The sequence below is a fragment of the Rhodospirillaceae bacterium genome, assembly GCA_016712715.1.
Classification (GTDB): Bacteria; Pseudomonadota; Alphaproteobacteria; order Dongiales; family Dongiaceae; genus Dongia.
Genome location: JADJQM010000001.1, coordinates 188,215 through 210,095 on the forward strand (window position 1 = coordinate 188,215; position 21,881 = coordinate 210,095).

22 protein-coding genes and 1 tRNA gene are annotated in these 21,881 nt (G+C 62.2%); 16 read left to right on the plus strand and 7 right to left on the minus strand.

What is annotated here, in order from left to right; genetic code table 11:
- The first annotated feature begins 22 nt into the window (after positions 1-22).
- The 3 genes from IPK59_00985 (at position 23) to IPK59_00995 (ending at position 3,463) form a co-directional block, all read left to right on the plus strand.
- On the plus strand, positions 23-826 hold the full coding sequence (locus IPK59_00985) for a PhzF family phenazine biosynthesis protein (protein MBK8157432.1): 804 nt from the start codon (positions 23-25) through the stop codon (positions 824-826).
- A 176-nt stretch (positions 827-1,002) separates the two neighbouring features.
- Positions 1,003-2,151 (plus strand): ATP phosphoribosyltransferase regulatory subunit, encoded by a 1,149-nt coding sequence (locus IPK59_00990; protein ID MBK8157433.1) that lies wholly within the window; start codon positions 1,003-1,005, stop codon positions 2,149-2,151.
- 16 nt (positions 2,152-2,167) lie between these two features.
- On the plus strand, positions 2,168-3,463 hold the full coding sequence (locus IPK59_00995) for an adenylosuccinate synthase (protein ID MBK8157434.1): 1,296 nt from the start codon (positions 2,168-2,170) through the stop codon (positions 3,461-3,463).
- Here the strand turns inward: IPK59_00995 and IPK59_01000 are convergent, their stop codons facing one another.
- On the minus strand, positions 3,464-3,793 hold the full coding sequence (locus IPK59_01000; GenBank protein MBK8157435.1) for a hypothetical protein: 330 nt from the start codon (positions 3,791-3,793) through the stop codon (positions 3,464-3,466).
- 32 nt (positions 3,794-3,825) lie between these two features.
- On the minus strand, positions 3,826-5,817 hold the full coding sequence (locus tag IPK59_01005; GenBank protein MBK8157436.1) for a PAS domain S-box protein: 1,992 nt from the start codon (positions 5,815-5,817) through the stop codon (positions 3,826-3,828).
- 369 nt (positions 5,818-6,186) lie between these two features.
- On the opposite strand from IPK59_01005, the gene IPK59_01010 reads away from it, so the two are divergent.
- On the plus strand, positions 6,187-6,795 hold the full coding sequence (locus tag IPK59_01010) for a Crp/Fnr family transcriptional regulator (GenBank protein ID MBK8157437.1): 609 nt from the start codon (positions 6,187-6,189) through the stop codon (positions 6,793-6,795).
- Positions 6,796-6,815: 20 nt separating this feature from the next.
- On the opposite strand, the gene IPK59_01015 is transcribed toward IPK59_01010, so the two are convergent.
- Both IPK59_01015 and IPK59_01020 read right to left on the minus strand, forming a co-directional pair.
- Positions 6,816-7,274, minus strand: coding sequence for a MaoC family dehydratase (locus IPK59_01015; GenBank protein MBK8157438.1), 459 nt, complete (start codon positions 7,272-7,274; stop codon positions 6,816-6,818).
- The gene (locus IPK59_01020; protein ID MBK8157439.1) at positions 7,271-8,713 is read right to left on the minus strand and encodes an aromatic amino acid lyase; all 1,443 of its coding nucleotides are present in this window, start codon (positions 8,711-8,713) and stop codon (positions 7,271-7,273) included. The genes IPK59_01015 and IPK59_01020 overlap by 4 nt, the downstream gene beginning before the upstream one ends.
- 185 nt (positions 8,714-8,898) lie before the next feature.
- Between IPK59_01020 and IPK59_01025 the strand changes: the two genes are divergently transcribed.
- The 4 genes from IPK59_01025 (at position 8,899) to IPK59_01040 (ending at position 12,205) form a co-directional block, all read left to right on the plus strand.
- Positions 8,899-9,378: a DUF992 domain-containing protein gene (locus tag IPK59_01025; GenBank protein ID MBK8157440.1), complete on the plus strand. Its 480-nt coding sequence runs from the start codon at positions 8,899-8,901 to the stop codon at positions 9,376-9,378.
- A 266-nt stretch (positions 9,379-9,644) separates the two neighbouring features.
- A complete protein-coding gene (locus tag IPK59_01030) occupies positions 9,645-10,484 on the plus strand; it encodes a hypothetical protein (GenBank protein ID MBK8157441.1) in 840 nt (279 codons plus the stop codon).
- Positions 10,481-11,677 (plus strand): hypothetical protein, encoded by a 1,197-nt coding sequence (locus IPK59_01035; protein MBK8157442.1) that lies wholly within the window; start codon positions 10,481-10,483, stop codon positions 11,675-11,677. Before IPK59_01030 ends, IPK59_01035 begins: the two co-directional genes overlap by 4 nt.
- A 21-nt stretch (positions 11,678-11,698) precedes the next feature.
- On the plus strand, positions 11,699-12,205 hold the full coding sequence (locus IPK59_01040) for a hypothetical protein (protein ID MBK8157443.1): 507 nt from the start codon (positions 11,699-11,701) through the stop codon (positions 12,203-12,205).
- Between the two features lie 148 nt (positions 12,206-12,353).
- Here IPK59_01040 and IPK59_01045 read toward each other — a convergent pair whose 3' ends face one another.
- The gene (locus tag IPK59_01045) at positions 12,354-13,274 is read right to left on the minus strand and encodes a LysR family transcriptional regulator (GenBank protein ID MBK8157444.1); all 921 of its coding nucleotides are present in this window, start codon (positions 13,272-13,274) and stop codon (positions 12,354-12,356) included.
- Between the two features lie 129 nt (positions 13,275-13,403).
- Here IPK59_01045 and IPK59_01050 point away from each other — a divergent pair, with 129 nt between their 5' ends.
- The 4 genes from IPK59_01050 to IPK59_01065 all read left to right on the plus strand — a co-directional run bounded on the left by IPK59_01050 (position 13,404) and on the right by IPK59_01065 (position 15,854).
- Positions 13,404-13,949, plus strand: a complete 546-nt coding sequence (locus IPK59_01050) for a peroxidase-related enzyme (protein ID MBK8157445.1) — start codon at positions 13,404-13,406, stop codon at positions 13,947-13,949.
- Between the two features lie 98 nt (positions 13,950-14,047).
- The gene (locus IPK59_01055) at positions 14,048-14,515 is read left to right on the plus strand and encodes a nuclear transport factor 2 family protein (protein MBK8157446.1); all 468 of its coding nucleotides are present in this window, start codon (positions 14,048-14,050) and stop codon (positions 14,513-14,515) included.
- 29 nt (positions 14,516-14,544) lie between these two features.
- On the plus strand, positions 14,545-15,168 hold the full coding sequence (locus tag IPK59_01060; protein ID MBK8157447.1) for a pyridoxamine 5'-phosphate oxidase family protein: 624 nt from the start codon (positions 14,545-14,547) through the stop codon (positions 15,166-15,168).
- 179 nt (positions 15,169-15,347) lie between these two features.
- Positions 15,348-15,854, plus strand: a complete 507-nt coding sequence (locus IPK59_01065; GenBank protein ID MBK8157448.1) for a YHS domain-containing protein — start codon at positions 15,348-15,350, stop codon at positions 15,852-15,854.
- A 210-nt stretch (positions 15,855-16,064) separates the two neighbouring features.
- On the opposite strand, the gene rpoH is transcribed toward IPK59_01065, so the two are convergent.
- Positions 16,065-16,961: an RNA polymerase sigma factor RpoH gene (gene rpoH, locus IPK59_01070; protein ID MBK8157449.1), complete on the minus strand. Its 897-nt coding sequence runs from the start codon at positions 16,959-16,961 to the stop codon at positions 16,065-16,067.
- A 180-nt stretch (positions 16,962-17,141) separates the two neighbouring features.
- On the minus strand, positions 17,142-18,122 hold the full coding sequence (locus tag IPK59_01075) for an RluA family pseudouridine synthase (GenBank protein MBK8157450.1): 981 nt from the start codon (positions 18,120-18,122) through the stop codon (positions 17,142-17,144).
- Between the two features lie 47 nt (positions 18,123-18,169).
- On the opposite strand from IPK59_01075, the gene IPK59_01080 reads away from it, so the two are divergent.
- The 4 genes from IPK59_01080 to IPK59_01095 all read left to right on the plus strand — a co-directional run bounded on the left by IPK59_01080 (position 18,170) and on the right by IPK59_01095 (position 21,679).
- On the plus strand, positions 18,170-18,445 hold the full coding sequence (locus IPK59_01080; protein ID MBK8157451.1) for a hypothetical protein: 276 nt from the start codon (positions 18,170-18,172) through the stop codon (positions 18,443-18,445).
- A gap of 20 nt (positions 18,446-18,465) precedes the next feature.
- Positions 18,466-19,509, plus strand: a complete 1,044-nt coding sequence (locus tag IPK59_01085; protein MBK8157452.1) for a low specificity L-threonine aldolase — start codon at positions 18,466-18,468, stop codon at positions 19,507-19,509.
- Between the two features lie 102 nt (positions 19,510-19,611).
- Positions 19,612-21,462, plus strand: coding sequence for a dihydroxy-acid dehydratase (gene ilvD, locus IPK59_01090; GenBank protein ID MBK8157453.1), 1,851 nt, complete (start codon positions 19,612-19,614; stop codon positions 21,460-21,462).
- Between the two features lie 141 nt (positions 21,463-21,603).
- Positions 21,604-21,679 (plus strand) — tRNA-Glu (locus IPK59_01095).
- The last annotated feature ends 202 nt before the right edge of the window (positions 21,680-21,881 follow it).

A 21,881-nucleotide genomic window follows, 5' to 3' on the forward strand; every position in this document is an offset into this window, starting at 1 on the left:
CCAGGATCTGGAGAGCTGGAAGATGAAACATCCCATTTATCAGGTAGACGCCTTCACCGACCGACCGTTCGCAGGTAACCCGGCCGGGGTGATGCCGCTCAACACCTGGCTGCCTGACCAGCTTCTCCAATCGATCTCCGCCGAGATGAACCTCGCCGAGACCGCGTTCTTCGTGCCCAACCAAGGTGGCTACCATCTGCGCTGGTTCACGCCGACGGTGGAGGTAAAGCTGTGCGGCCACGCCACCCTGGCCTCGGCCTTTGTGCTCAACCGCTTGATCGATCCGTCGATCAAGGAGATGCGCTTCGACAGTCTCTCCGGCCCACTCCACGTGCGCGCCGATGGCGACCGCTTTGAGCTCGATTTCCCGGTGCTGAGCTTCGAGGTCAACACTGAGTCGACGATACCCGACCGGATCGCCAAAGCCATTGGCCAGGCGCCGGTCGATGTCGTGGTGAGTCCGGTCTACGATTCCTACCTTGCCCGTCTTGCCAATGTCGCCGCCGTGCGGGCGGCGAGGCCGGACTTCCCGGCGCTGGAGGCGCTGGGCCGCGATCTCATCATCACGGCGGATGGCGCGGAGGTTGGCGTCGATTTCGTCAGCCGGTTCTTTGCGCCCCTCCACGGGATTCCGGAAGACCCGGTGACCGGCTCATCGCATTGCGTGCTGGTGCCCTATTGGGGAGGGCTTACCGGGAAGCAGCGATTCCACGCCCGCCAGGTGTCGCGCCGTGGCGGCGATCTGTGGCTGACGCTGGCTGGCGACCGGCTCAAAATCGCCGGCCATGCGGTCTGCGTGCTGACCGGAGAAATCGATCTGGCATAAGGGGTTAGTGGCCTGTCGCGGTAGCCCATCGGGGCCGCTGCGACGCCTGCTGCTCTTGCACCGCGGAAGGCTTTGCGCTAATAGCCCTTGCCCAAGCGGTCATGCCATATGGTCCTGTCGACCATGCGCTTAATCGGCTTGGGGTTGACCCCCGGATTAGCCGAGCCGAAGCATCCATGACCAGCGCGCCCACGAATAACACCGGTGAGAAGTTCCTGCTGCCTGCGGGCCTGGGCGATGGCCTGCCGCCGGAAGCGGGCTTCGAGGCTGCCATGGTCGAACGGCTGGTCGCGAGCTTTGCGCGCTGGGGCTATGAACGGGTCAAGCCACCGCTCATCGAGTTCGAGGATTCGTTGCTGGCCGGCCCCGGCGAGGCGATGGCCGCCCACACCTTCCGCCTGATGGATCCGGTCTCGCAGCGCATGATGGGCCTGCGCGCCGACATGACGCCGCAGGTTGGCCGTATCGCCGCCAGCCGCCTCCAGAACATGCCGCGCCCATTGCGCCTCTCTTATGCCGGCCAGGTGTTGCGCATGAAAGGCGAACAGATGCGCCCGGAACGCCAGTTGGGCCAGGTCGGCGTCGAACTGATCGGTGCTGAGGGTCCCGCCGCCGATGCCGAGGTCGTGCTTCTTGCGGTTGAGGCCCTGACGGGCCTTGGCGTCCCTGGTCTTGCCGTCGATCTCAACGTGCCGCGCCTTGCGCCGAGCATTCTCCGGGACCTGCCGCCTCAGCGCCGCGCCGATCTCATTGCAGCGCTCGACCGCAAGGATACCGCGAAAGTCACCGAACTCGCCGGCGATCAGGGCGAGCTTCTGCTGGGCCTGCTGCGCGCGGTGGGACCGGTCGAAACCGCGCTGCCCGTTCTGGAAAGTCTGGCGCTGCCGGCCCTGGGCGCCGATGTGCGCGCCAATCTTGCTGCGACGGTCGCGCTCATCCGCAAATCGGCGCCGGACCTTACCCTCACCATCGACGCCACCGACCATCGCGGCTTCGAGTATCACAACGGGATCGCTTTCACATTGCTGGGACGCGGCGTGCGCGGCGAATTCGGCCGCGGCGGTCACTATGTCAACCATGCGGGTGAAGCGGCGACCGGCTTCTCCCTCTATCTCGATACCTTGCTCAACACCTTGCCGATGCCGGCGGGACCGAAGCGTGTCTTCGTCCCCTTCGGCGCCGAGGCGGCGGCCGCTCTCAAATTGCGTGAAGAGGGTTGGGTCACGGTACAGGGGCTTCAACCTGCCGATGCCAGCGCCGAAGCAAAGCGTCTGCGTTGCTCTCATTTCCTGCTGGATGGCCGCGCCGTGGCCACTGGCACCTGATCTCTAGAGGAACATCATGGCCAATGTAGCGGTAATCGGCTCGCAATGGGGCGACGAGGGCAAGGGCAAGATCGTCGATTGGCTCTCTGAACGCGCCGATGTCGTCGTGCGCTTCCAGGGCGGCCACAATGCCGGCCATACGCTGGTCATCGGCGAGAACACCTACAAGCTGTCGCTCTTGCCCTCGGGCGTCGTGCGGCCGGGCAAGCTTTCGGTCATCGGCAATGGTGTCGTCGTCGATCCCTGGCATCTGGTGAAGGAGATGGAAGGCCTGCGCGGGCAGGGTGTTGCCATCTCGCCGGACAATCTCGTCCTGGCAGAGAATGCTGCGCTCATCCTGCCGCTTCACAGCCAGCTCGATCTGCTGCGCGAAGGGGCGGCCGAGGGCAGCGCCAAGATCGGCACCACCGGCCGCGGCATCGGCCCGGCTTACGAAGACAAGGTCGCGCGCCGCGCCATTCGTGTCTGTGACCTTGCCGACAGCAAGGGTCTTGATGCCAAGGTCGAGAATCTGCTGCGCCACCACAATGCTCTCTTGAAAGGTATGGGCGCGCCCCTGGTCGATGGCGCCGAGTTGCTGGCCAAGCTGCGCGCGATCGCGCCGCAGATCGCTCCCTTCGTGAAGCCGGTCTGGGAAATGCTCGACACCGCGCGGCGCCGTGGCGACCGTATCCTGTTCGAAGGCGCCCAGGGTGTCATGCTCGATGTCGATCACGGCACCTATCCCTATGTCACGTCTTCCAACACGGTGACGGGGCAGGCGGCGACCGGCTCCGGCCTTGGTCCCTCTGCCATCGGCTATGTGCTCGGCATCACCAAGGCCTACACGACGCGCGTGGGATCGGGCCCGTTCCCCAGCGAACTCACCGACGAGATCGGCCAGCTGCTCGGCGAGCGCGGCCGTGAGTTCGGCACCGTCACTGGCCGCAAGCGCCGCTGCGGCTGGTTCGACGCCGCCCTCGTGCGCCGTGCCGCCAAGGTTGCCGGCATCAGCGGCATCGCCCTCACCAAGCTTGACGTGCTCGACGGCATGAAGGAACTGAAGATCTGCACGGGCTATGAGATCGACGGCAAGCCCTATGCCTATCTGCCGGCAGGCTCCGACCTGCAGGCGCGGGCCAAGCCGGTCTATGAAACCCTCGAAGGCTGGTCGCAATCGACGCAAGGTGCGCGTTCCTGGGCGCAGCTCCCAGCAACCGCGATCAAGTATGTCCGCCGCGTCGAGGAGTTGATCGAGGTGCCGGTGGCGCTGCTTTCGACCAGCCCGGAACGTGACGATACGATCCTGGTCAAGGATCCGTTCGCGGATTGATCAACCCTCCGTCACCCGTTTCAGGAATGTTTCGATTTCCTGACGGACCAGGTCGGTCTGCCGGTTGAGTTCGCTCGATGCCTTCTGAACGCGCGCGGCGGCGGTGCCGGCCTCGGCGGCAGACGCACTGACGCTATCGATATGCGTTGTCATTGCGCTGTTGCTGTCGGCGGCCTGCTGGACGTTGCGGGCGATTTCCTGTGTCGCCGCACTCTGCTCCTCGACCGCCGCGGCGATGGTGGTGGTGACCTCACCCATCCGGGCGATGGTTCCGGCAATGCTGTCGATGAGGGTGACCGACTTGCGTGTTTCCTCCTGGATGGCATGCACCTGGCCGCCAATGTCATCGCTCGCCAGGCCGGTCAGCGGCCGCAGCTGCGCACCTCCGGTTCCGGCAAGGCCAGAACGGGTTGAACATTCTGGCGCGGGAAAGTGAGCCATGCGGTCGTGCCGATTCCGGGCGCGCTCTCCAAAGTCAGCGTCGCCGACTGCAGTTCCGCCATGGATCTCACCAGATGGAGGCCGAGGCCCGTACCACCGAACTTTCGCGTGATGGCACTATCGATCTGCCCAAAGGGCTGCATGGCCTTGGGGATATCAGCCTCAGCCATGCCGATGCCGGTATCGCCCACACTGATCGACAAAGCGCCGTCGACATCCATTTGCGCTCTGACGGTGATACCGCCATGGGGTGTGAACTTTATGGCGTTCGAGAGGAGGTTGAGGAGCATCTGCTTCAACAAACGCTCGTCCGCCCGCAAGGTTGGCAGTTTGTCGGCAACATCCAGGACCAGGAACAGGCCGGCATTGGCCGCGCGGTCGCGAACCATCTGAATGCAGGACTGGATAGTCTGGTTGACGTCGACATCCTCCAGATGGGCGAGGAGCCGTCCCGCCTCGATCTTGGATACGTCGAGGACATCATTGATGACGCTGAGGAGATGGATCCCGGCGTCCCGGATGTCGGCACAATAGCTGCGATAGCGCTGTGAGCCCAGGGTGCCAAAGGTCTCTCGCTCCATGACCTCCGCAAACCCGATGACGGCATTGAGCGGCGTGCGCAGCTCGTGGCTCATATTGGCGAGAAACTCGGACTTGGCACGATTGGCCAACTCGGCATGTCGCTTCGCTTCGCGCAAGGCGATCTCAGCCTCGGCCCGCTCGCTGATGTCGCGTCCCTCAAAGATCAGCAAAGCGACGGAACCCTGGTCGTCGAGAATCGGCTTCAGCGAGGTGTCGATGACATGGGTTTGCTGCGCGGCGTCCCTTACGGTCAGCTCGGCACGAACGGTTTCTCCGGCTCGCGCGCGCCCGATTGCGTCGCGGAGCTGGCGTGCCGCTTCGAGGAGATTGTGCCACCAGTCGGTCTCGGCAATCGGACGCCCAATCATATCGCTGCGGGCAAGGCCGCCAAACTCCAGGGCACTGCGATTGATCTCCACGACCACGCCTTCCGGCGTCAACAGGCCGACAGACTGGAACGTCTGCTCGAAGACGCCGCGGAACAGTCGCTCATTGGCTTTGAGGGCCTGTTCATTGCGTTTGCGTTCGGTGATGTCGCGCATCACCGCCGTCAGGACAGTCTCGCCGCCGAGGTTGAAATGCATGATAGAGGCTTCGACCGGAAATACGCCGCCGCCTTTCCGCAAGGCCATGATTTCTCCGCGCTGACCCATGCGACGCGTATTGCCCTTGTGCTCGACAAACTGAGAAATACGCTGCCTGTGCGCGTCGCGCGATGCTTTTGGAATGAGTAGGTCGAGTGATCGGCCAATGATATCCCGAGCCTTGTAGCCAAACATGCGTTCCGCGCCGTCGCTGAACAGCGTGATGGTGCCGTGAACATCTACCGAGACAATGGCGTCATCACTCAACTCGACAATCTTGGCCAGCTGAATCTGCGACGCACGGAGACGTTCTTGCATGCGTCTCTCGGGGGCGGCATTGTCGACAGTCACGACAAAATAGTGTTTGCGCTGCAACCTGAGTCGCCTGACGCTCACCTTTAGATTGAGACGTCTGCCCGGGCGGCTCCTGCCACTCATCCGGCGCCAGTTGGTGGCGTCGTCCGCCGCCGAATTGTGGAGGCAGCTTTCCAGAACCTCGTTGATCTTTGGTACCAACAGATTGAAGTCAGATCCGAGGATGTCTTCCCGACGATACGTGAACAGACGTTCTGCGGCCTTGCCGCAATGCGCGACACGCCCATCAAGATGCAGAATGATGGTCGCTGTCGATGCGCCGTCGATGACGAGGCACGGATCGAATGGGTTGACGGCACCACGGGAAGAGATGCGGGTGGAGGTATGTCTTTTGGTGGATCGCAGGGGCTTTTCCGGATGCCGTGTTGTCATTCGCGATTCCCAGGTACCCTCGATGAGATGGCGACCAATCGTGAAGCGCGGCAAATCCGAGTGGCGACCTTGCCCCGTCTCGTTTGCATTTGTATAGAATAGTTACCTTCGGAAGTGCTGTATGAGCAACGATGGCAGATGAAAATACGTACTTAGGTACGCAGGAGATTTCAGTTTGGGCTGACCTGACGCATTGACAAGTATCTGGGTTATGCAGAGAAGAGAAATGTTGATGAAAGTCGGTGCGGTCGATCGTGTAATTGCGGGTTGAAGATGAACTTCTTGTCGCCACTTCCGCGTTCGTGCCTCCAATGTCCTCGGCTTCAGACGGCATTCTATTGCAGCAGGGATACAGAGATCGTCGCGCAGATGGAGAGTCTGCGGATCGGGCATCGCATCTTTCCAGCGAAGCGAACTATCTATCGTGAAGGCGATGTTGCCCGCGAGATGTACATGCTCTTTGAAGGGTGGGCGTTCCGCTACAAACTACTACCAGGTGGCCGCCGGCAAATCCTTTCCTTCCTCTTGCCAGGTGATCCAGTCAGCCTGCCGCTGTTGATAACGGACCGTTTGCCGTTCTCGGTCCAGGCCCTGACGAATGTTACGGCCTGCGCCTTTGATCGTGCCTCTTTCGCCGAATTTGTGAGCGCGCAGCCTGCGCTTATGCGGCAGGCGGAGATTTACTGCCTGGCAGCCAACGCCATGGCGGATGACAGGCTGACCGACCTCGGGCGTCGATCTGCCTATGAACGAGTTGCTCGTCTGGTATCGGAGCTTCTCAATCGCATGGAGGCGAAGGCGTTGACGACGCGCAGCCCGATGCATTTCCCCCTTGGCCAAACGCATATCGCCGATGCGCTTGGACTCACCGCCATCCATTCCGGGCGTGTGCTGCGCCGTTTGCGGCGTGACGGCATCCTGTCGCTGCATCGCGGTCGTCTTGAGATTTTGGACCGGGCGGCATTGCAACGCATCTGAGCGGGAGTGTGAGGCGCCAGCTAGACAACTGGACGCCGTGGAACCACGAGTGTCGATGTGAGCGTCTGCAGGAGTTCGCCGCGCTGATTCCGGGTCTCGCTGCGCATGGTCACCATGCCGCGATCGGGCCGGGAGCGCGATGGTTTGATTTCGATGATCTCGCTTTCTACCTGCAGGATGTCATCAGGTCGCGTCGGCTGCGGCCACGAGATCTCTCCGCCCGCACCGATCAGGCCGCCCGCTATGCCTGGTGTGGTCGACGTCAGAAGTTTCATGGTGAGGGCCGCCGTATGCCAGCCACTGGCGGCCAGACCGGCGAAGAAGGTGTCTTTCGCCCTTGCCTCGTCAAGATGAAAGGGCTGTGGATCGAACTGGTTGGCAAAGGCCTTGATCTGACCCGCATCGAGGGCATGGGTCGGACTGGAGAACCGTTGTCCGATCGCGAGGTCTTCGAGATAGAGTGGCGCTGGCACGGTCATCGCGTCACCTCGTCGTCGCCGTAGATCTCGGCATGGAATCTGTTGGCGAGGGTCTGCAGGTCCGGCCCGAACACCCGTGAGGCGGTCATCGGGGGAAATGCGGCGCGGATCTTGTCGAGTGTTGCCTGCAAAGCGGGCGGTGCCGCGCGACCTGTCATCTGGAGAGCCTGCGAGGCCACGGCACCCAGCATGGCAAGTGCAGCTTCAAGGCAAAGTCCAGTTTCCTCCTGAGCGCGCCAGGCAAGTCCGGTCAGGGGGGCGACGTCGTTCTGGCCGAAGCCGCCGGCTTCACTGCCGGGCAGGAAGGTGCGCTGGGCTGCGCGCCTTGCCTGCTCGGCATAGCCGACCTGGACGAATCCGACGATGCCGATATAGGCGTCATCAGCTGCCTGCAATTGATCCGGCAGCAGCGAGTAGCGGCCGTCAAGCAGCTTTGTGCAGTGCCGTTCGGCCAGGATGCAAAGATCGGTGCAGGCCGCGGCCAGGTTGTCGAGTGCGGGATAGGCGCGCGCATTGTGATAGCCGCCATTGCTGTAGACCCGGCCCGTAGGGTGTTGTGCGTCGGGCATCAGGAAGACGGGATTGTCGGTAACGGATATCAGCGACGACGCGGCAATCTCCTCGGCCTGTGCCACCGCGCGGCGCATCTGGCCGAGTACACGCGGCAGGATGCGATAGCTGACCGGCGCCTGATAGGGGCGGCGTTCCGCGACACCGCCTTGGAGCAACTCGCGCAGGTGCCGCAATGTCGCCGCTTCATAGGGATCACCCCACAGTTCCTCGAAAGCTGCGTCATAGGCTTCGAGCGGTGCTCTGATGGCCTCGGCCGAGAGCGCAAACACGCGTTCAGCCAGATCGAGGCGCCGCCGCATGGCGATAGCGCCGTCGGCAATAAGAGCGCTGGCGGCCGGCGATCCGTTGATGAGCGAGAGGGCATCTTTCTCGCCCAGCGGAAAAGTCTCGGCAAGGTCGATGATGAGCGGCGCCATCCAGAGAATTTCGCCGGCGCCGCCTTGCCCCGCAATCGAGACCTTCGGCAAGGCGCCACCGGAGAGCAGGTCCGCCACAGCTTCGGCCAGGGCCGGCGTCACCGCCGCATGGCCTTCGATGAAGTTGGCGAGGCGGGCCAGGATGATGCCGCGCGCGACCCGTTCCGGTGCCGGCGGGCCAAAGGCGACGGCGGCGCTTCTTGGCGGGCGCTGTGCATGCTGGCGCCGCGCTTCGCCGGTCAGGCGTTTGTTCGCATGCTGACCATAACCGCTGGTGACGCCGTAGATGGTCAGACCGGGATCGGAATCAATGAGATGCATGAAGGCGGCCCGGGCGTTGGCCATCCGAGCCATCGCGACCGTGCCGAGGGCAACGGATTCCCTCTCCCAGGCGACCCGGCGATAGGCATCGAGTGTGATATCGGCGCGCACATTCAGACTGAGCGACATGGGGTAACCTCTCCTGACCTTGCCCCAATTTCTTAATTGATTCCTGGTCCGGAAACAGCGCCTGATCGCGTCTGGCCCAGCCGGAACGGGAACTTTCTCCGAAACCACTTGTTTGGGCACGCGTCTGGAAGCTTAGATAGCGCGCCGGATCGTCAATCCGCATCGTTCAGCCGTGGGAGCCTGCCATGACGAATTGCCGAAACCTTGCCACCTTGGCCATGGCCGCCTTTCTGATGGTGCCGGTCATGCCCGCGGCCCAGGCCGAAGGCGGGGTCAATGTCGGCGTTCTCGACTGCCATGTCAGCGGCAGCGTCGGCTACCTGATCGGGTCGGACAAGACCATGACCTGCGTCTTCAAGCGGCCGGACGGCAGCCAGGAGAATTATCGCGGCGAGATCACCCGCTATGGACTTGATATCGGGTTCACCCGCGAAACCCGCATGTTCTGGGGTGTCGTGGCCCCGGGCAATGTGGCGCGGGGCGCCCTGGCCGGCACCTATGCCGGCGCCGGTGCCGACGTGGCAGCGGGATTGGGCGTCGGCGCCAATGCCCTCTTTGGCGGCGGCAACAGCCAGATCGCCCTGCAGCCGGTCAGCGTGAACGGCAATGTGGGTGTCAACGTCGCCGCCGGCGTCTCCAAGCTGACTCTGGCGCCCGGGATGTAACCGGGGCATCTGGTTGAGGACGAAACGCGACCTGACCCAGACTGCCAACATTTTGCTTTTCGGGGCGGGATCGTCACAGATTTTGCACGCCCTCATCGTCATTGCCTATCCACGCGCAGACAGTGTCAGCCATGCCATGGCATGCCGCAATCCGACCGCGCTCTAACCCCTTATTAACCACTCCGGCATCAAAACTGCATATGAGGTATCGACCGCCCGGAATCCCCCCGGTGGAGCGGCAATTCTTGCCTGATCTGGACTGATTTATGGCCGTGCTGAGCGTCAAGGAAGCGGTGGAACTGGGCGAGCGCTACGAGATTGCGCCGAGCCAGCGTCTGCCGGCCTTCGACAGCGGCATGGCCGAGGCCTATGCGGCCACCGACCGGGTCGACGCGTCGCGGAAGGTCATTGCCCTCATCTCGCCGGGTCATCTCGCCATCAGGGGCCTCGCGATCGCCCCCACGCGCAATGCCGCCGGCGCTTATCTGATGTGGCCGCTGGCGTCGGGTATCGTCGATTGGCCCGTCGGCGTCGAGGGCAATGATGTTCTCTGGGGCCGGCGACCAGCTTTCATTTACTCGATCCCCACCGGCGAGCGCCTGATGGGTGCCAATGGACAGATTCCGCAGATGTCGGAATCGCAGCTGATCAAATCCTTCATCCAGCCGGCGATCCAGATGTTGCGCGACCTCATCCTCATCGGATGTCCGCATCGCGCCATCCGGCCGCAGAATATCTACTTCCAGAACGGCAACAGCGGCGACCTCATGTTCGGCGATTGCCTCGCCTCGCCACCCGGCACCGGCCAGCCAGCATCCTGCGAAACAGTCGACAACGCGATCTCGGATCCGGTTGGGCGCGGCGTGGGTTCGGTGGCCGACGATCTCTATGCCATCGGCGCAACGGCGATCATGCTCTTTCTCGGCCGTGATCCTGTGGCAAATCTCAGTGATGAGCAGATCATCAACGCCAAGATCAACATGGGCTCGTTTTCAACCCTGGCCGGTGGCGAAAACTGGCTCCGAGCCTGGCCGAACTGTTCCGCGGCCTGCTCTGCGACAAGATCGCCGATCGCTGGACGATCAAGCAGCTCGAAGGCTGGATGACCGGCGCGCATTTCAATCCAACGCTGCCCAGCATCCCGCAGCGTGCCTCGCGTCCCCTGAAATTCAGCGGTGGCGAGTTCCTCAACAAGCCGGCGCTGGCCCATGCCATGTCGCGTCACTGGAACGAGGCCATCGCCCTGATTGCCGATGGCGATTTCGACAATTGGTTCAAGCGCGGCTTCGGTGACGAGAAGGCGGCCGACAAGATGCTGCGCATCGTCGGACTCGCCAACGCCTATGGTCCGCAATCGGGCATCCGCGACCGCACCGTCTCACGCTACATCATCCTGATGGGTGGCAATCTGCCGATCTGCTACAAGGATATCCGCACCAGCCTGATGGGACTGGGCTCGATGCTGTCGCATTATTTCGAGCGCTCGGAGCGGGTTCAGCAGATCGCCGAGCTGATGAATGCGCGGCTGCCCCATGCCTGGCTTGAAGAACAACCCAATCTGCGGCCCGACCAGATGCAGTTGCGCCGCTCCCTGGAGATGATCGACAAGGTCATCGACCGCGCCGCTCCCGGCTACGGCATCGAGCGCGTGCTCTACGAACTCGACCGCGGCACGCCGTGCAAATCGGCCCTCATCGCTGACTACTATGTCGTCAACTCGGCCGACTTGCTGCCGGCGATCGACGCCGCCATTCCGGGAGCGCCTCACGGGACGCTGCCAATGGACCGGCACATCGCGGCCTTCATTGCCGTCAACATGAAGCGCTCGATGGACAATGAGCTCATCGGCCTCGCCGACAAGGACGATGATATTGCCTATCGCACGGCGATCCTGCGCTCGCTGGCGATCGTGCAGCGCGTTCACCAGCAATATGATCTGCCGCGCCTCTCCCAGGTTGTGGTGGAAATGTTGGAGCCGGTGATCGCCGCCTTCCACAATTCCGGCATGCGCGATCATATCCGTAGTCAGATCGAAACGCATGCCCAGGGCTGCCGCTTTGACGAGATGTTGCTGCTGCTTGATGGTGACGGATCGCTGCGCCGCGCCGATACCGACGGCTTTGCCCAAGCGATGCTGGAATATGCCGGTCTCGAGCGCGGCCGGGCGTGGCTGGCAAATGGTGGCCTCACTGAAATTTCGCGTGTGCGCGGAATTGCGCAGCGTACGGCGGCCATAACGGCGACGCTCACCTCCAGTGCCTGCCTCGCGGCCTATGGCGTCGTCTCAGTGTTGTTCTAGCAGGAAAGGGGGAACGGGCAGGTGGCCAAGAACAGCAAGACAAAAACCGTCACGACCTATGAGGGCCTCGGGGTGAAGCCATGGGGCCTGATCGTGCCTGTCGTGCTGATCGGCCTGATCTTCATGCCCAGCGCTGCCGTCGTCTGCGCCGGTATGCTGCCGACCCTGGTGGCGCGGCTGGTCGACAGCTCGCCTGGCCGTCGCCTTTCCATCACGGTGGGTTCGCTCAACCTTGTTGGCTGTCTCTATTTCCTCAATAGCATCTGGGCCGCCGGTCACAGCGTCGGCGATATTCAGATCGTGTTGGCCGACAGCTATGGCTGGCTCGCCGCCTTGAGCGGTGCCGGTGCTGGGTGGGTCATCTTCGGCGCCATGCCGGCGATTATCGGCAAGATCGCCGAAACCCAGACCGCGCTGCGTCTCCGTCGCATCACCGGTGACCAGGAGAGGCTGGTCAAGGAATGGGGCGAAACCGTGCGCGGTGTGTACGGCGTCCAGGTCGTGCCCAAGGAAGAGGGCGGGGAATAGGAAAGGGCCGCTAGAGCGGCCGCCGCCATGCTCTTGCAAGCAATTGAGCGGCCGGCCCCAGGCTCTATCCTCGATCGTCGTTGCTTCATCCTTTAGGCGGGCTATTCGAGCGTTCGCGAAGGAGTTGTGTCCGCACTGACCTGGATCGCTATTTGAGGTCGGCCGGAACCCAGAGTTTACCCAGTGCTGCTGTCAGTCTCGGTGTGGCGAAGTCGACGAAGGCGCGGATTTTAGGGGCGAGGATGCGGACTTGAGGGTAGACGATCTGCACCGGCACCGGCGGTGGTGTGAACTTTTCCAGGACCGGAACAAGGCGGCCCTTTCGAATATGATCTGCCACCATATAAGAGAGGGCAATTGTGATACCGTCACCCTTCTCGGCCGCCGCCAGAGCGAAAGCGGCATCGTTGATTTCCAGGCGCGGTATCAATGATACTTGGCTGGCAACGCCATCGGCGACGTGCCGCCATTCCCGGTTGGGCATGAGGCCAGTAAAGGCGATGATTGAGTGGAGCTTGAGGTCTGCCGGGAATTGCGGAACACCCCGCTTTGCCAAATAGGCGGGGCTTGCCACAAGAAGGCGCCTCACCTCGCCGACGCGGCGTGCGATGACGGTTGAGTCCGGAAGTGAACCGATCCGGATCGCAACATCGAAACCTTCCTCAACCATATTGGCGACCCGATCCAACAAGGCGACCGACGCGGTGATCCGGGGGTTGGCCTCAAGGAACGCGCAAACGACGGGTGCCAGCCAGAGTCGACCGAATGTCACCGAAGCCGTAAGGGCAAGGTGTCCCGACGGCACGGCCGTTTCACCGACGGCTTCTTTTTCGGCCGTCTCCATTTCAGCCAGGAGCCGCCGCGCGTTCTCCAGGAATCTTGCGCCGACTTCGGTGAGGTTGAGCGAACGCGTCGTCCGATTGAACACCTGTGCGTCCAGGCGCCCCTCCAAGGAAGATATGGCGCGCGTGACGGCCGGTGGAGAAATGTTCAGGCGCGCGCCAGCCTTGGCAAAGCTGCCGGCATCGGCAACGGCCACGAACACCTCCAATTCATGAAATTTATCCACTTATTATTCCTCTTGAAGAAATAATTAATTCCACAAAATGCCTATTCTTTCAAGAGTGCGCTGAAGCCAAATTGTTGGGGAGCCGAGGCGAAGTGTCGTCGGCGAGGAAAATCAGGTTGGAGGAAGAACATGTCCCGCGTCACGGTCGTTGATCCCAAGATGGCTACCGGCGAAGCCAAGCAATTGTTGGATGCTGTCCAAGGCGCGCTTGGCATGGTGCCGAATTTCATTCGAGTCCTTGCCAATTCACCGGCGGCGCTCAATGCCTTTCTCGGCCTTCACGGCATCGCTGGCGCTGGCGCCCTTGATGCCAAGACGCGCGAGCGCATTGCCCTATCGGTGGCTGAGCAGAACGCCTGCCAGTATTGCGTCTCCGCCCACACCGCGATTGGCCGCAAGGCCGGTCTCGACAATGACGAAATTCTGGCCAACCGTCAGGGCAAGTCGTCGGACGCGAAGGCCGAGGCGGCTCTCGTCTTCTCCCGCGCCCTGGTCGACAATCTGGGCCAGGTCACCTCGGCTGAATTCAACGCCGTCCGAGCCAGCGGTCATTCGGATGCCGAGATTGTCGAGATCATTGCCCACGTCGCCATGAACATCTTCACCAATCTTCTTGGCAAGGCGACCGAAGTCGAGATCGATTTTCCCAAGATCGAATTGAGCCGCGCCGCCTGATTGGCCAGCGTTTCTGTTTCGATCCGAACGGCGGATGGACCGATGCTCCGATGGATCCATCCGCCATCTTTCCACTCGATCGAGGAGGTACTTGCCACATGACCCAGAAACCACCCCTGCCGCCCTTCACGCGGGAGACCGCCATCCAGAAGGTTCGCAAGGCCGAAGATGCGTGGAACGGCCGCGATCCTGTCGCGGTATCTCTTGCCTATACCGTCGACAGCCGCTGGCGCAACCGCGCCGATTTCCCGGTGGGCCGGGATGCCATCAAAGCCTTCCTCACCGCCAAATGGGCACGGGAAAACCAATATCGCCTGATCAAGGAATTGTGGACCTTTGCCGACAATCGGATTGCCGTCCGCTTTGCCTATGAGTGGCAAAGCGAGGATGGCGCCTGGTTTCGATCCTACGGCAACGAGAACTGGGAATTCGACGAGAACGGATTGATGCGCCTTCGCTTCGCCAGCATCAACGATCTCGCCATCTCGGAGTCGCAGCGGAAGTTCCGCTGGCCGCAGGGACCGCGACCGCTGGACCACCCCGGTCTCTCCGATCTTGGTCTCTAACTGCTTCAGCACGCAGAGGAGTCATCGCCATGGGCCATCGTTTTGCCGAAATTGCCTTCACGGACAGCGTGAAGGCCATGCAGGAAGCCATGGGCAGCCGATCTAGCTATCAGCACATGGAGGAAATGGACGAGCCCGTGAATCAGGTTCTGGGCGCAAATGAGGCCGGCTTCATCGGTGCCCGAGACAGCTTCTACATGGCAACGGTCAGCGAAACCGGTTGGCCTTACGTGCAGCATCGCGGCGGGCCGGCCGGCTTCGTGCGTGTGCTAGACGAGAAGACGATCGGCTTTGCGGATTTTCGCGGCAATCGCCAATACATCAGCGTCGGCAATGTCATGAAGGATAACCGTGTATCGCTGTTCTTCATGGACTATGCACATCGCACGCGACTCAAACTGCTCGGCCGCGCCAGAACGGTCGACTTGTCGGACGGCGACCTGTTGTCCAAACTCGAAGTGCCGACCTACAGGGCGCGGGTCGAGCGAGGCATTGTTATCGACGTCGAGGCATTTGACTGGAACTGTCCGCAGCATATCGTTGAACGCTTTACGTTAGCGGAAATCGAGAGCGCTGTGGCGCCTTTGCAGACTCGCATCGCTGAACTGGAGGCGCATCTGAAGGCGGCAACGGAAGACCAAATCGCCCCCTAATGCCCGTTCGTTTTCGCAGGGCGGAAGAAACTGTTTCGGCCAATGCACATTCTCCTGCGTGCCAACGGCCTCTAAGTTTTGACGAACACTGACGTGATTTCGGCCGCCTCGGGCGGCTCGAAGTTCCGCAGCTGTCTTAATTTCACTGAACCCCTCAATTTTGCAGACAAGGAAAGCAAATGAATATCAAGTCCAGGTCGATTTTGGTTCCGGCATTCGTCGCGCTTGCCGTGGTCCTCGGTTCCATCTCAGGTAGCACGCCAAGGGCTTTCGCTTATGACGAAGCATCCACTTCCGCTATCAATGTCGAAGGCAGCAACGTCATTCTTCATGGCTTTGATCCGATCGCCTATTTCACGGTCGGCAAGCCGGTCGAGGGCAAGGACGCCTATGCCGCCGAGTTCGAAGGTGCCACTTATCATTTCGCGTCGGCCGACAACATGAAGATGTTTCAGGCAGATCCAGCGAAATATACGCCGGCATTCGGCGGGTTCTGTGCAATGGGCGTAGCGCTTGGCAAGAAGCTCGATGTCGACCCTTCGGTCTTTGAGGTCGTGGACGGCAAGCTCTATCTCAACGTCAATGCCGATGTGAAGAAGAAGTGGGTCCAGGACATCCCGGGCAACATCAAGACGGCCAATGAAACCTGGCCGACGATTGAGAACAAGGCACCGAAAGATCTTTAATGATGGTGGCTGGGGAGGGGACGTCGCAACAGCGACCAGCGACGCCCCCGACCTGATGTCCGGTCGGATTCGGTGCCGGATATCTAGCGAGGTGAACGGAAGGGATCATCGCTCTTGCCAGAGAGGTCCGCCGATGAGTCGACGGTAGAAACGCGAAAGGCGGGCTCAAGCCCGCCTTTCTTGTTGATCTGTCGAATGCTTGAAGTGCTATCAGACCATCTCGCCGATCAGCTTCTGGTCGATGGCCTGCTTGCGGATCGCGCGCTGGATCTTGTCGAAGGCGCGCACCTCGATCTGGCGGACGCGTTCGCGGCTGATGCCGAACTCGGTCGAAAGATCCTCGAGCGTCGTCGGTTCGTCCTTCAGGCGGCGTTCCACCAGGATCTTGCGCTCGCGCGGCGTCAAGGTCAGCATTGCCTTGTCCAGCAGCTTCTTGCGCATGCCGAATTCCTGGTCGTCGGCGACGCGGGTCTCCTGGCTCTCGGTCTCGTCGACCAGCCAATCCTGCCACTCGCCTTCGCCGTCGATGCGCAAGGGTGCGTTCAGGGAATGATCCGGTGCCATCAGGCGGCGGTTCATGTCGATGACGTCGCTTTCGCTGACCTTGAGGCGCGTCGCCACTTCGGTCACGTTCTCCGGCGTCATGTCGCCTTCTTCCAGCGCCTTGATCTGACCTTTGACGCGGCGGAGATTGAAGAACAGCTTCTTCTGCGCAGCCGTGGTGCCGAGCTTCACCAGCGACCACGAATGCAGGATGTATTCCTGGATGGCGGCGCGGATCCACCACATGGCATAGGTCGCCAGGCGGAAGCCGCGCTCGGGATCGAAGCGCTTCACCGCCTGCATCAGCCCGACATTGCCCTCGGAGATGACTTCCGACATGGGCAGGCCATAGCCGCGATAACCCATGGCGATCTTCGCCACGAGCCTTAGATGGCTGGTCACCATGCGGTGCGCCGCTTCCGGGTCCTGGTGCTCCTGCCAGCGTTTGGCCAGCATGAATTCTTCCGTGGGTTCCAGCATCGGGAACTTGCGGATTTCCGAGAGGTATCGGCCCAGGCTGTTCTCGCCAACAAGGGCGGGAAGTGTCGTCGTCGCAGTTGCCATCTTTTTCCCCAGTCCACCATTCGATCTGCCGACTGTGGCGCCCAATCTTGGCGGCTTTAAGGCATTCAGCGCCCCCAAGCCGCCCTAAGTCCTACCGGGCAAGTCGGTTATAGATATAATTAAAATAGGTTAACGAAGTCGGGTTTCAAGTCCCTGTGATTTACTTAACAGATCAAGGAGTTACTTTGTTCCGAGCTGCTCCAACAAGTCGGCAAGATCGGCTGGTATCTCCGACTCCCACTCCATATACGCACCGGTGCGGGGATGGGTTACACCCAGGATGGCGGCATGGAGTGCCTGGCGCGGGAAGGCCTTGGCCGCGGCCCTGGCGGTGTCGGAAAGCTGCGCCCGCCTTGCGATCGTGGCCCGCCCATAAGTCTGGTCGCCGATGAGCGGATGGCCGATATGGGTCATGTGGACACGGATCTGATGCGTCCGCCCAGTTTCCAGCCGGCATTCGACCAGCGAAGCGCCGAGGCCGTAGACCTGCTCGACCTGGTAATGGGTGACGGCATCCTTGCCGAGCCGGTTGACCACCGCCATGCGCTGCCGGTGCACGGGATGCCTGCCGATCAGCGTCTCGATCGTGCCGGCCTTGGGGCTGGGCAGGCCCCAGACCGCGCATTTATAGGCCCGGGTGATGTCATGGGCGGCGAAGGCTTCCGAGAGCGCATGGTGTGCGGCATCGTTCTTCGCCGCAATGAGCAAGCCGCTGGTATCCTTGTCAATTCGGTGGACGATGCCAGGCCGTTTCACGCCGCCGATCCCGGACAGGCTGTCGCCACAATGGGCGATGAGCGCGTTGACCAAGGTCATGTCGGGGTTGCCGGGGGCAGGGTGGACCACCATCCCGGCCGGTTTGTCGATGACGATGATGTCGGCGTCCTCGTAATGGATATCGAGGTCGATGTGCTGGCCGAGCGGCACGGGCGGCGTCGCATCCGGCACAGTGAGCGCGAAGACCTGGCCCGGTTTGACCCGGTAGCTGGCGTCGTCTATGGTCGCGCCGGTTTCGCCAAAGCGGAGATTACCCCCTTCGATCAAGGCCTTGATGCGGCTCCGCGACATCTCGGGGATGAGCGCCGTCAGCGCCCGGTCGAGGCGCTCGCCGGCGGCCTCTTCAGGGATGTTGAGCTGGAGCGGGGTGGGGTAATCGGTCATTTCAAGGGTGCCATATGGATCATGTCAGCAGGGAAGTACCCCGCCAGATGCTGGTACTCAAGACATTGGTGATCGGCTTTGCCGTCCTCCTCCTCGTGGCGGCGGTGACCTTGATCGCTTTTGGCGCCAATCGTCTGGGCGGGACGGGCTTCGATCTCACCAAATTGGAGGTGCCGGCCGGCTGCCGGGTCGAGCAGATGACGGCCGAGGGCGACCGCCTGATCCTCTCCATCGGTGGCCGCGACGATTGCCGCCAGGTGCTGATCGCGGATATGAAGAGCGGCCAGATGATCGGCCAATTCGACCTCACTTCCCCCCAATAAATCCACCCGAGAGCAGCACCATGAATTTCTGCAGCGACAATGTGGCCGGCATCGCCCCTGAGATCATGGCGGCGATTGAGAAGGCCAACCAGGGCGCCATGCCGTCCTACGGCGCCGACGCGATCACCGCGCGGGTCGAGCAGCGCCTCTCCGAAATCTTCGAGCGCGAGGTCGCGGCCTTCCCGGTCGTCACCGGCACCTCGGCCAATGCGCTGGCCCTCTCCACGCTGACGCCGCCCTATGGCGCCATCTACTGCCATCCCGAAGCGCATATCATGGTCGATGAATGCGGCGCGCCCGAGCTTTACACGGGCGGTGCCAAGCTGGTGCCGATCGCCGGTGCCGGCGGCAAGCTCAGCGCCGGCGCGGTTGCCGATGCGCTCGACAATGCACGCGCCGGCGATGTGCATCACGTACAGCCGGCCGCCATCAGCCTGACCCAGGCCAGCGAGTGCGGCACCGCCTATACCGCGACCGAAGTTGCAGCCATCGGCGAGATCGCCCGGCACCACAAGGTCAAGCTGCACATGGACGGCGCGCGCTTTGCCAATGCGGTGGCGCATCTCAATGTCAGCCCGGCGCAGATGACCTGGCAGGCCGGTGTCGATGTGCTCTCCTTCGGCGCCACCAAGAACGGGGCGCTCGCGGCCGAGGTGGTGGTGTTCTTCGACAAGGCGCTCGCCGAGACCTTCGGCTTCCGCCGCAAGCGGGCAGGGCACCTCATTTCCAAGATGCGCTTTGTCTCCGCCCAGCTCGATGCCTATTTCGAGAACGATCTGTGGCTGACGCTCGCCCGCCACGCCAATGCCATGGCGCAGCGCCTGGTGGGCGGGCTCAAACCCATCCCCGGCGTCCAGCTGCTGCACCCGGTCGAGGCCAATGAGATCTTCATCCGCCTGCCGCTTGAGATCGTCGCTGGCCTCCGCAAGGCCGGCTTCGATTTCTACGATTGGCCAGGTGCCGCGCCGGGCACGATCCGGCTGGTCACCAGCTTCGCCACGGCGGCCAAGGATGTGGAGGCCTTCATCCAGACCGCCAACAAGCTCGTGAAGGTAGCAAGCTAGTCCATGCAGATAGCGGGGAGCCGCATGGCGAAACCGCATTTGTGATACCACCGACCCTATGAACTAATCCGGCCAAAGACCGATCTCCAGGAGTACGAGACCATGCCCGCATATCGTTCCCGCACGACTACGCACGGCCGCAATATGGCCGGCGCCCGCGGCCTGTGGCGTGCCACGGGTATGAAGGATGGGGATTTCGGCAAGCCGATCATCGCGGTGGTGAATTCCTTCACCCAGTTCGTGCCGGGCCATGTCCATTTGAAGGACCTTGGGCAGATGGTCGCGCGCGAGATCGAGGCGGCGGGTGGTGTGGCCAAGGAGTTCAACACGATCGCGGTCGATGACGGCATTGCCATGGGCCATGACGGCATGCTCTACAGCCTGCCCTCGCGCGAACTCATCGCCGACAGCGTCGAATACATGGTCAACGCCCATTGCGCCGACGCCATGGTCTGCATCTCCAATTGCGACAAGATCACGCCGGGCATGCTGATGGCGGCACTCCGCATCAACGTGCCGGTGGTGTTCGTCTCCGGCGGGCCGATGGAAGCCGGCAAGATCACGCTGAAGGGCAAGAAAGTGGCGCTCGATCTGGTCGACGCCATGGTGGCCGCGGCCGATGACAAATACAGCGATGCCGAGGTGGAATCGATCGAACGTTCGGCTTGCCCGACCTGCGGCTCCTGCTCCGGCATGTTCACCGCCAATTCGATGAACTGCCTCACGGAAGCCTTGGGTCTGTCGCTGCCGGGCAACGGTTCGACGCTCGCGACCCATGCCGACCGCAAGAACCTTTTCCTGGAAGCCGGTCGTCTCATCGTCGACATCACCAAGCGCCATTACGAAGAGAATGACGAGAGCGTGCTGCCGCGCAACATCGCGACCTTCAAGGCGTTCGAGAATGCGATGAGCCTCGACATCGCCATGGGCGGCTCGACCAACACGGTGCTCCATCTCCTGGCCGCCGCACATGAAGCCGGTGTGGCCTTCACCATGGAAGATATCGACCGCCTGTCACGGAAGGTGCCGTGCCTGTGCAAGGTGGCGCCCGCCAAATCCGACGTGCATATGGAAGACGTGCACCGCGCCGGCGGCATCATGGGGATCCTGGGCGAACTCGACCGAGCCGGCCTGCTGCATGGCGAAGAGCCCACCGTCCATGCCGGCACGATGCGCGAGGCGCTGGCGCGCTGGGATATCCGCCAGTCGAACAGCGAGCCCGTGCAGCGCTTCTTAATGGCGGCGCCGGGTGGTGTGCCGCCACAAACCGCCTTCAGCCAGGCAGAGCGCTGGGACGCCCTCGATCTCGACCGCAGCGCTGGCGTCATCCGCGATGCTGAGCATGCCTTCTCCAAGGATGGCGGCCTCGCAGTCTTGAAGGGCAATCTGGCGCTCGACGGCTGCATCGTGAAGACGGCGGGTGTCGATGAGAGCATCCATGTTTTCGCCGGTCCCGCGCGCGTGTTCGAAAGCCAGGACGATGCCGTCTCCGGCATCCTGCTGGGCTCGGTGAAGAGCGGCGACGTGGTGGTGATCCGCTATGAGGGACCGCGTGGCGGCCCCGGGATGCAGGAGATGCTCTATCCCACCAGCTATCTGAAGTCGAAGGGGCTGGGCAAGGAATGCGCGCTCATCACCGACGGCCGCTTCTCGGGCGGCACTTCGGGCCTCTCGATCGGCCATGTCTCGCCGGAAGCGGCCGAAGGCGGCATGATCGGCCTGGTGGAGGAGGGCGACCGGATCGAGATCAACATCCCCAATCGCACAATCACGCTGGCGGTGCCGGAAGCGACCCTCGCCGCGCGTCGTGCGGCGATGGACGTGAAGGGCGCCCAGGGTTGGAAGCCCGCCGTGAAGCGCAACCGCAAGGTCTCCGACGCGCTCAAGGTCTATGCCGCCTTCACCACCAGTGCGGCGCGCGGCGCCATCCGCGATGTGGACCAGCAGCGGTAGGAGCGGCCATCAGGAGTTGTCCGGGAGGTCAGGCGGGCTAAATAACCTAATCAGGCCAATCCATTAGATCGGGCTTGATCGAAAGCCGCCGATCCTCTAGAAGTTCGGCCGCCGCGACAGCCACAAGTCGCCGGCCTCTGCGTCCCCATCGTCTAGTGGCCTAGGACACCAGCCTCTCACGTTGGTAACACGGGTTCAAATCCCGTTGGGGACGCCAAGCGCGCCGACCGTCGCTCGCTCCGCGGGCGAATTTTGCCTCGTAAATCCGCCAATACCTCACGGCCACTATCCCGAGCCGAGGCCCTTGGGTCGGTTTTTCCGATCTTTGGCTTTGGACTTTCGTAATTGGCAGGCGCTGGGCGCCCTGTTACTCGTCATCAATCGCAATATGTCGCCACGCAACTGCATCATGACGGTCG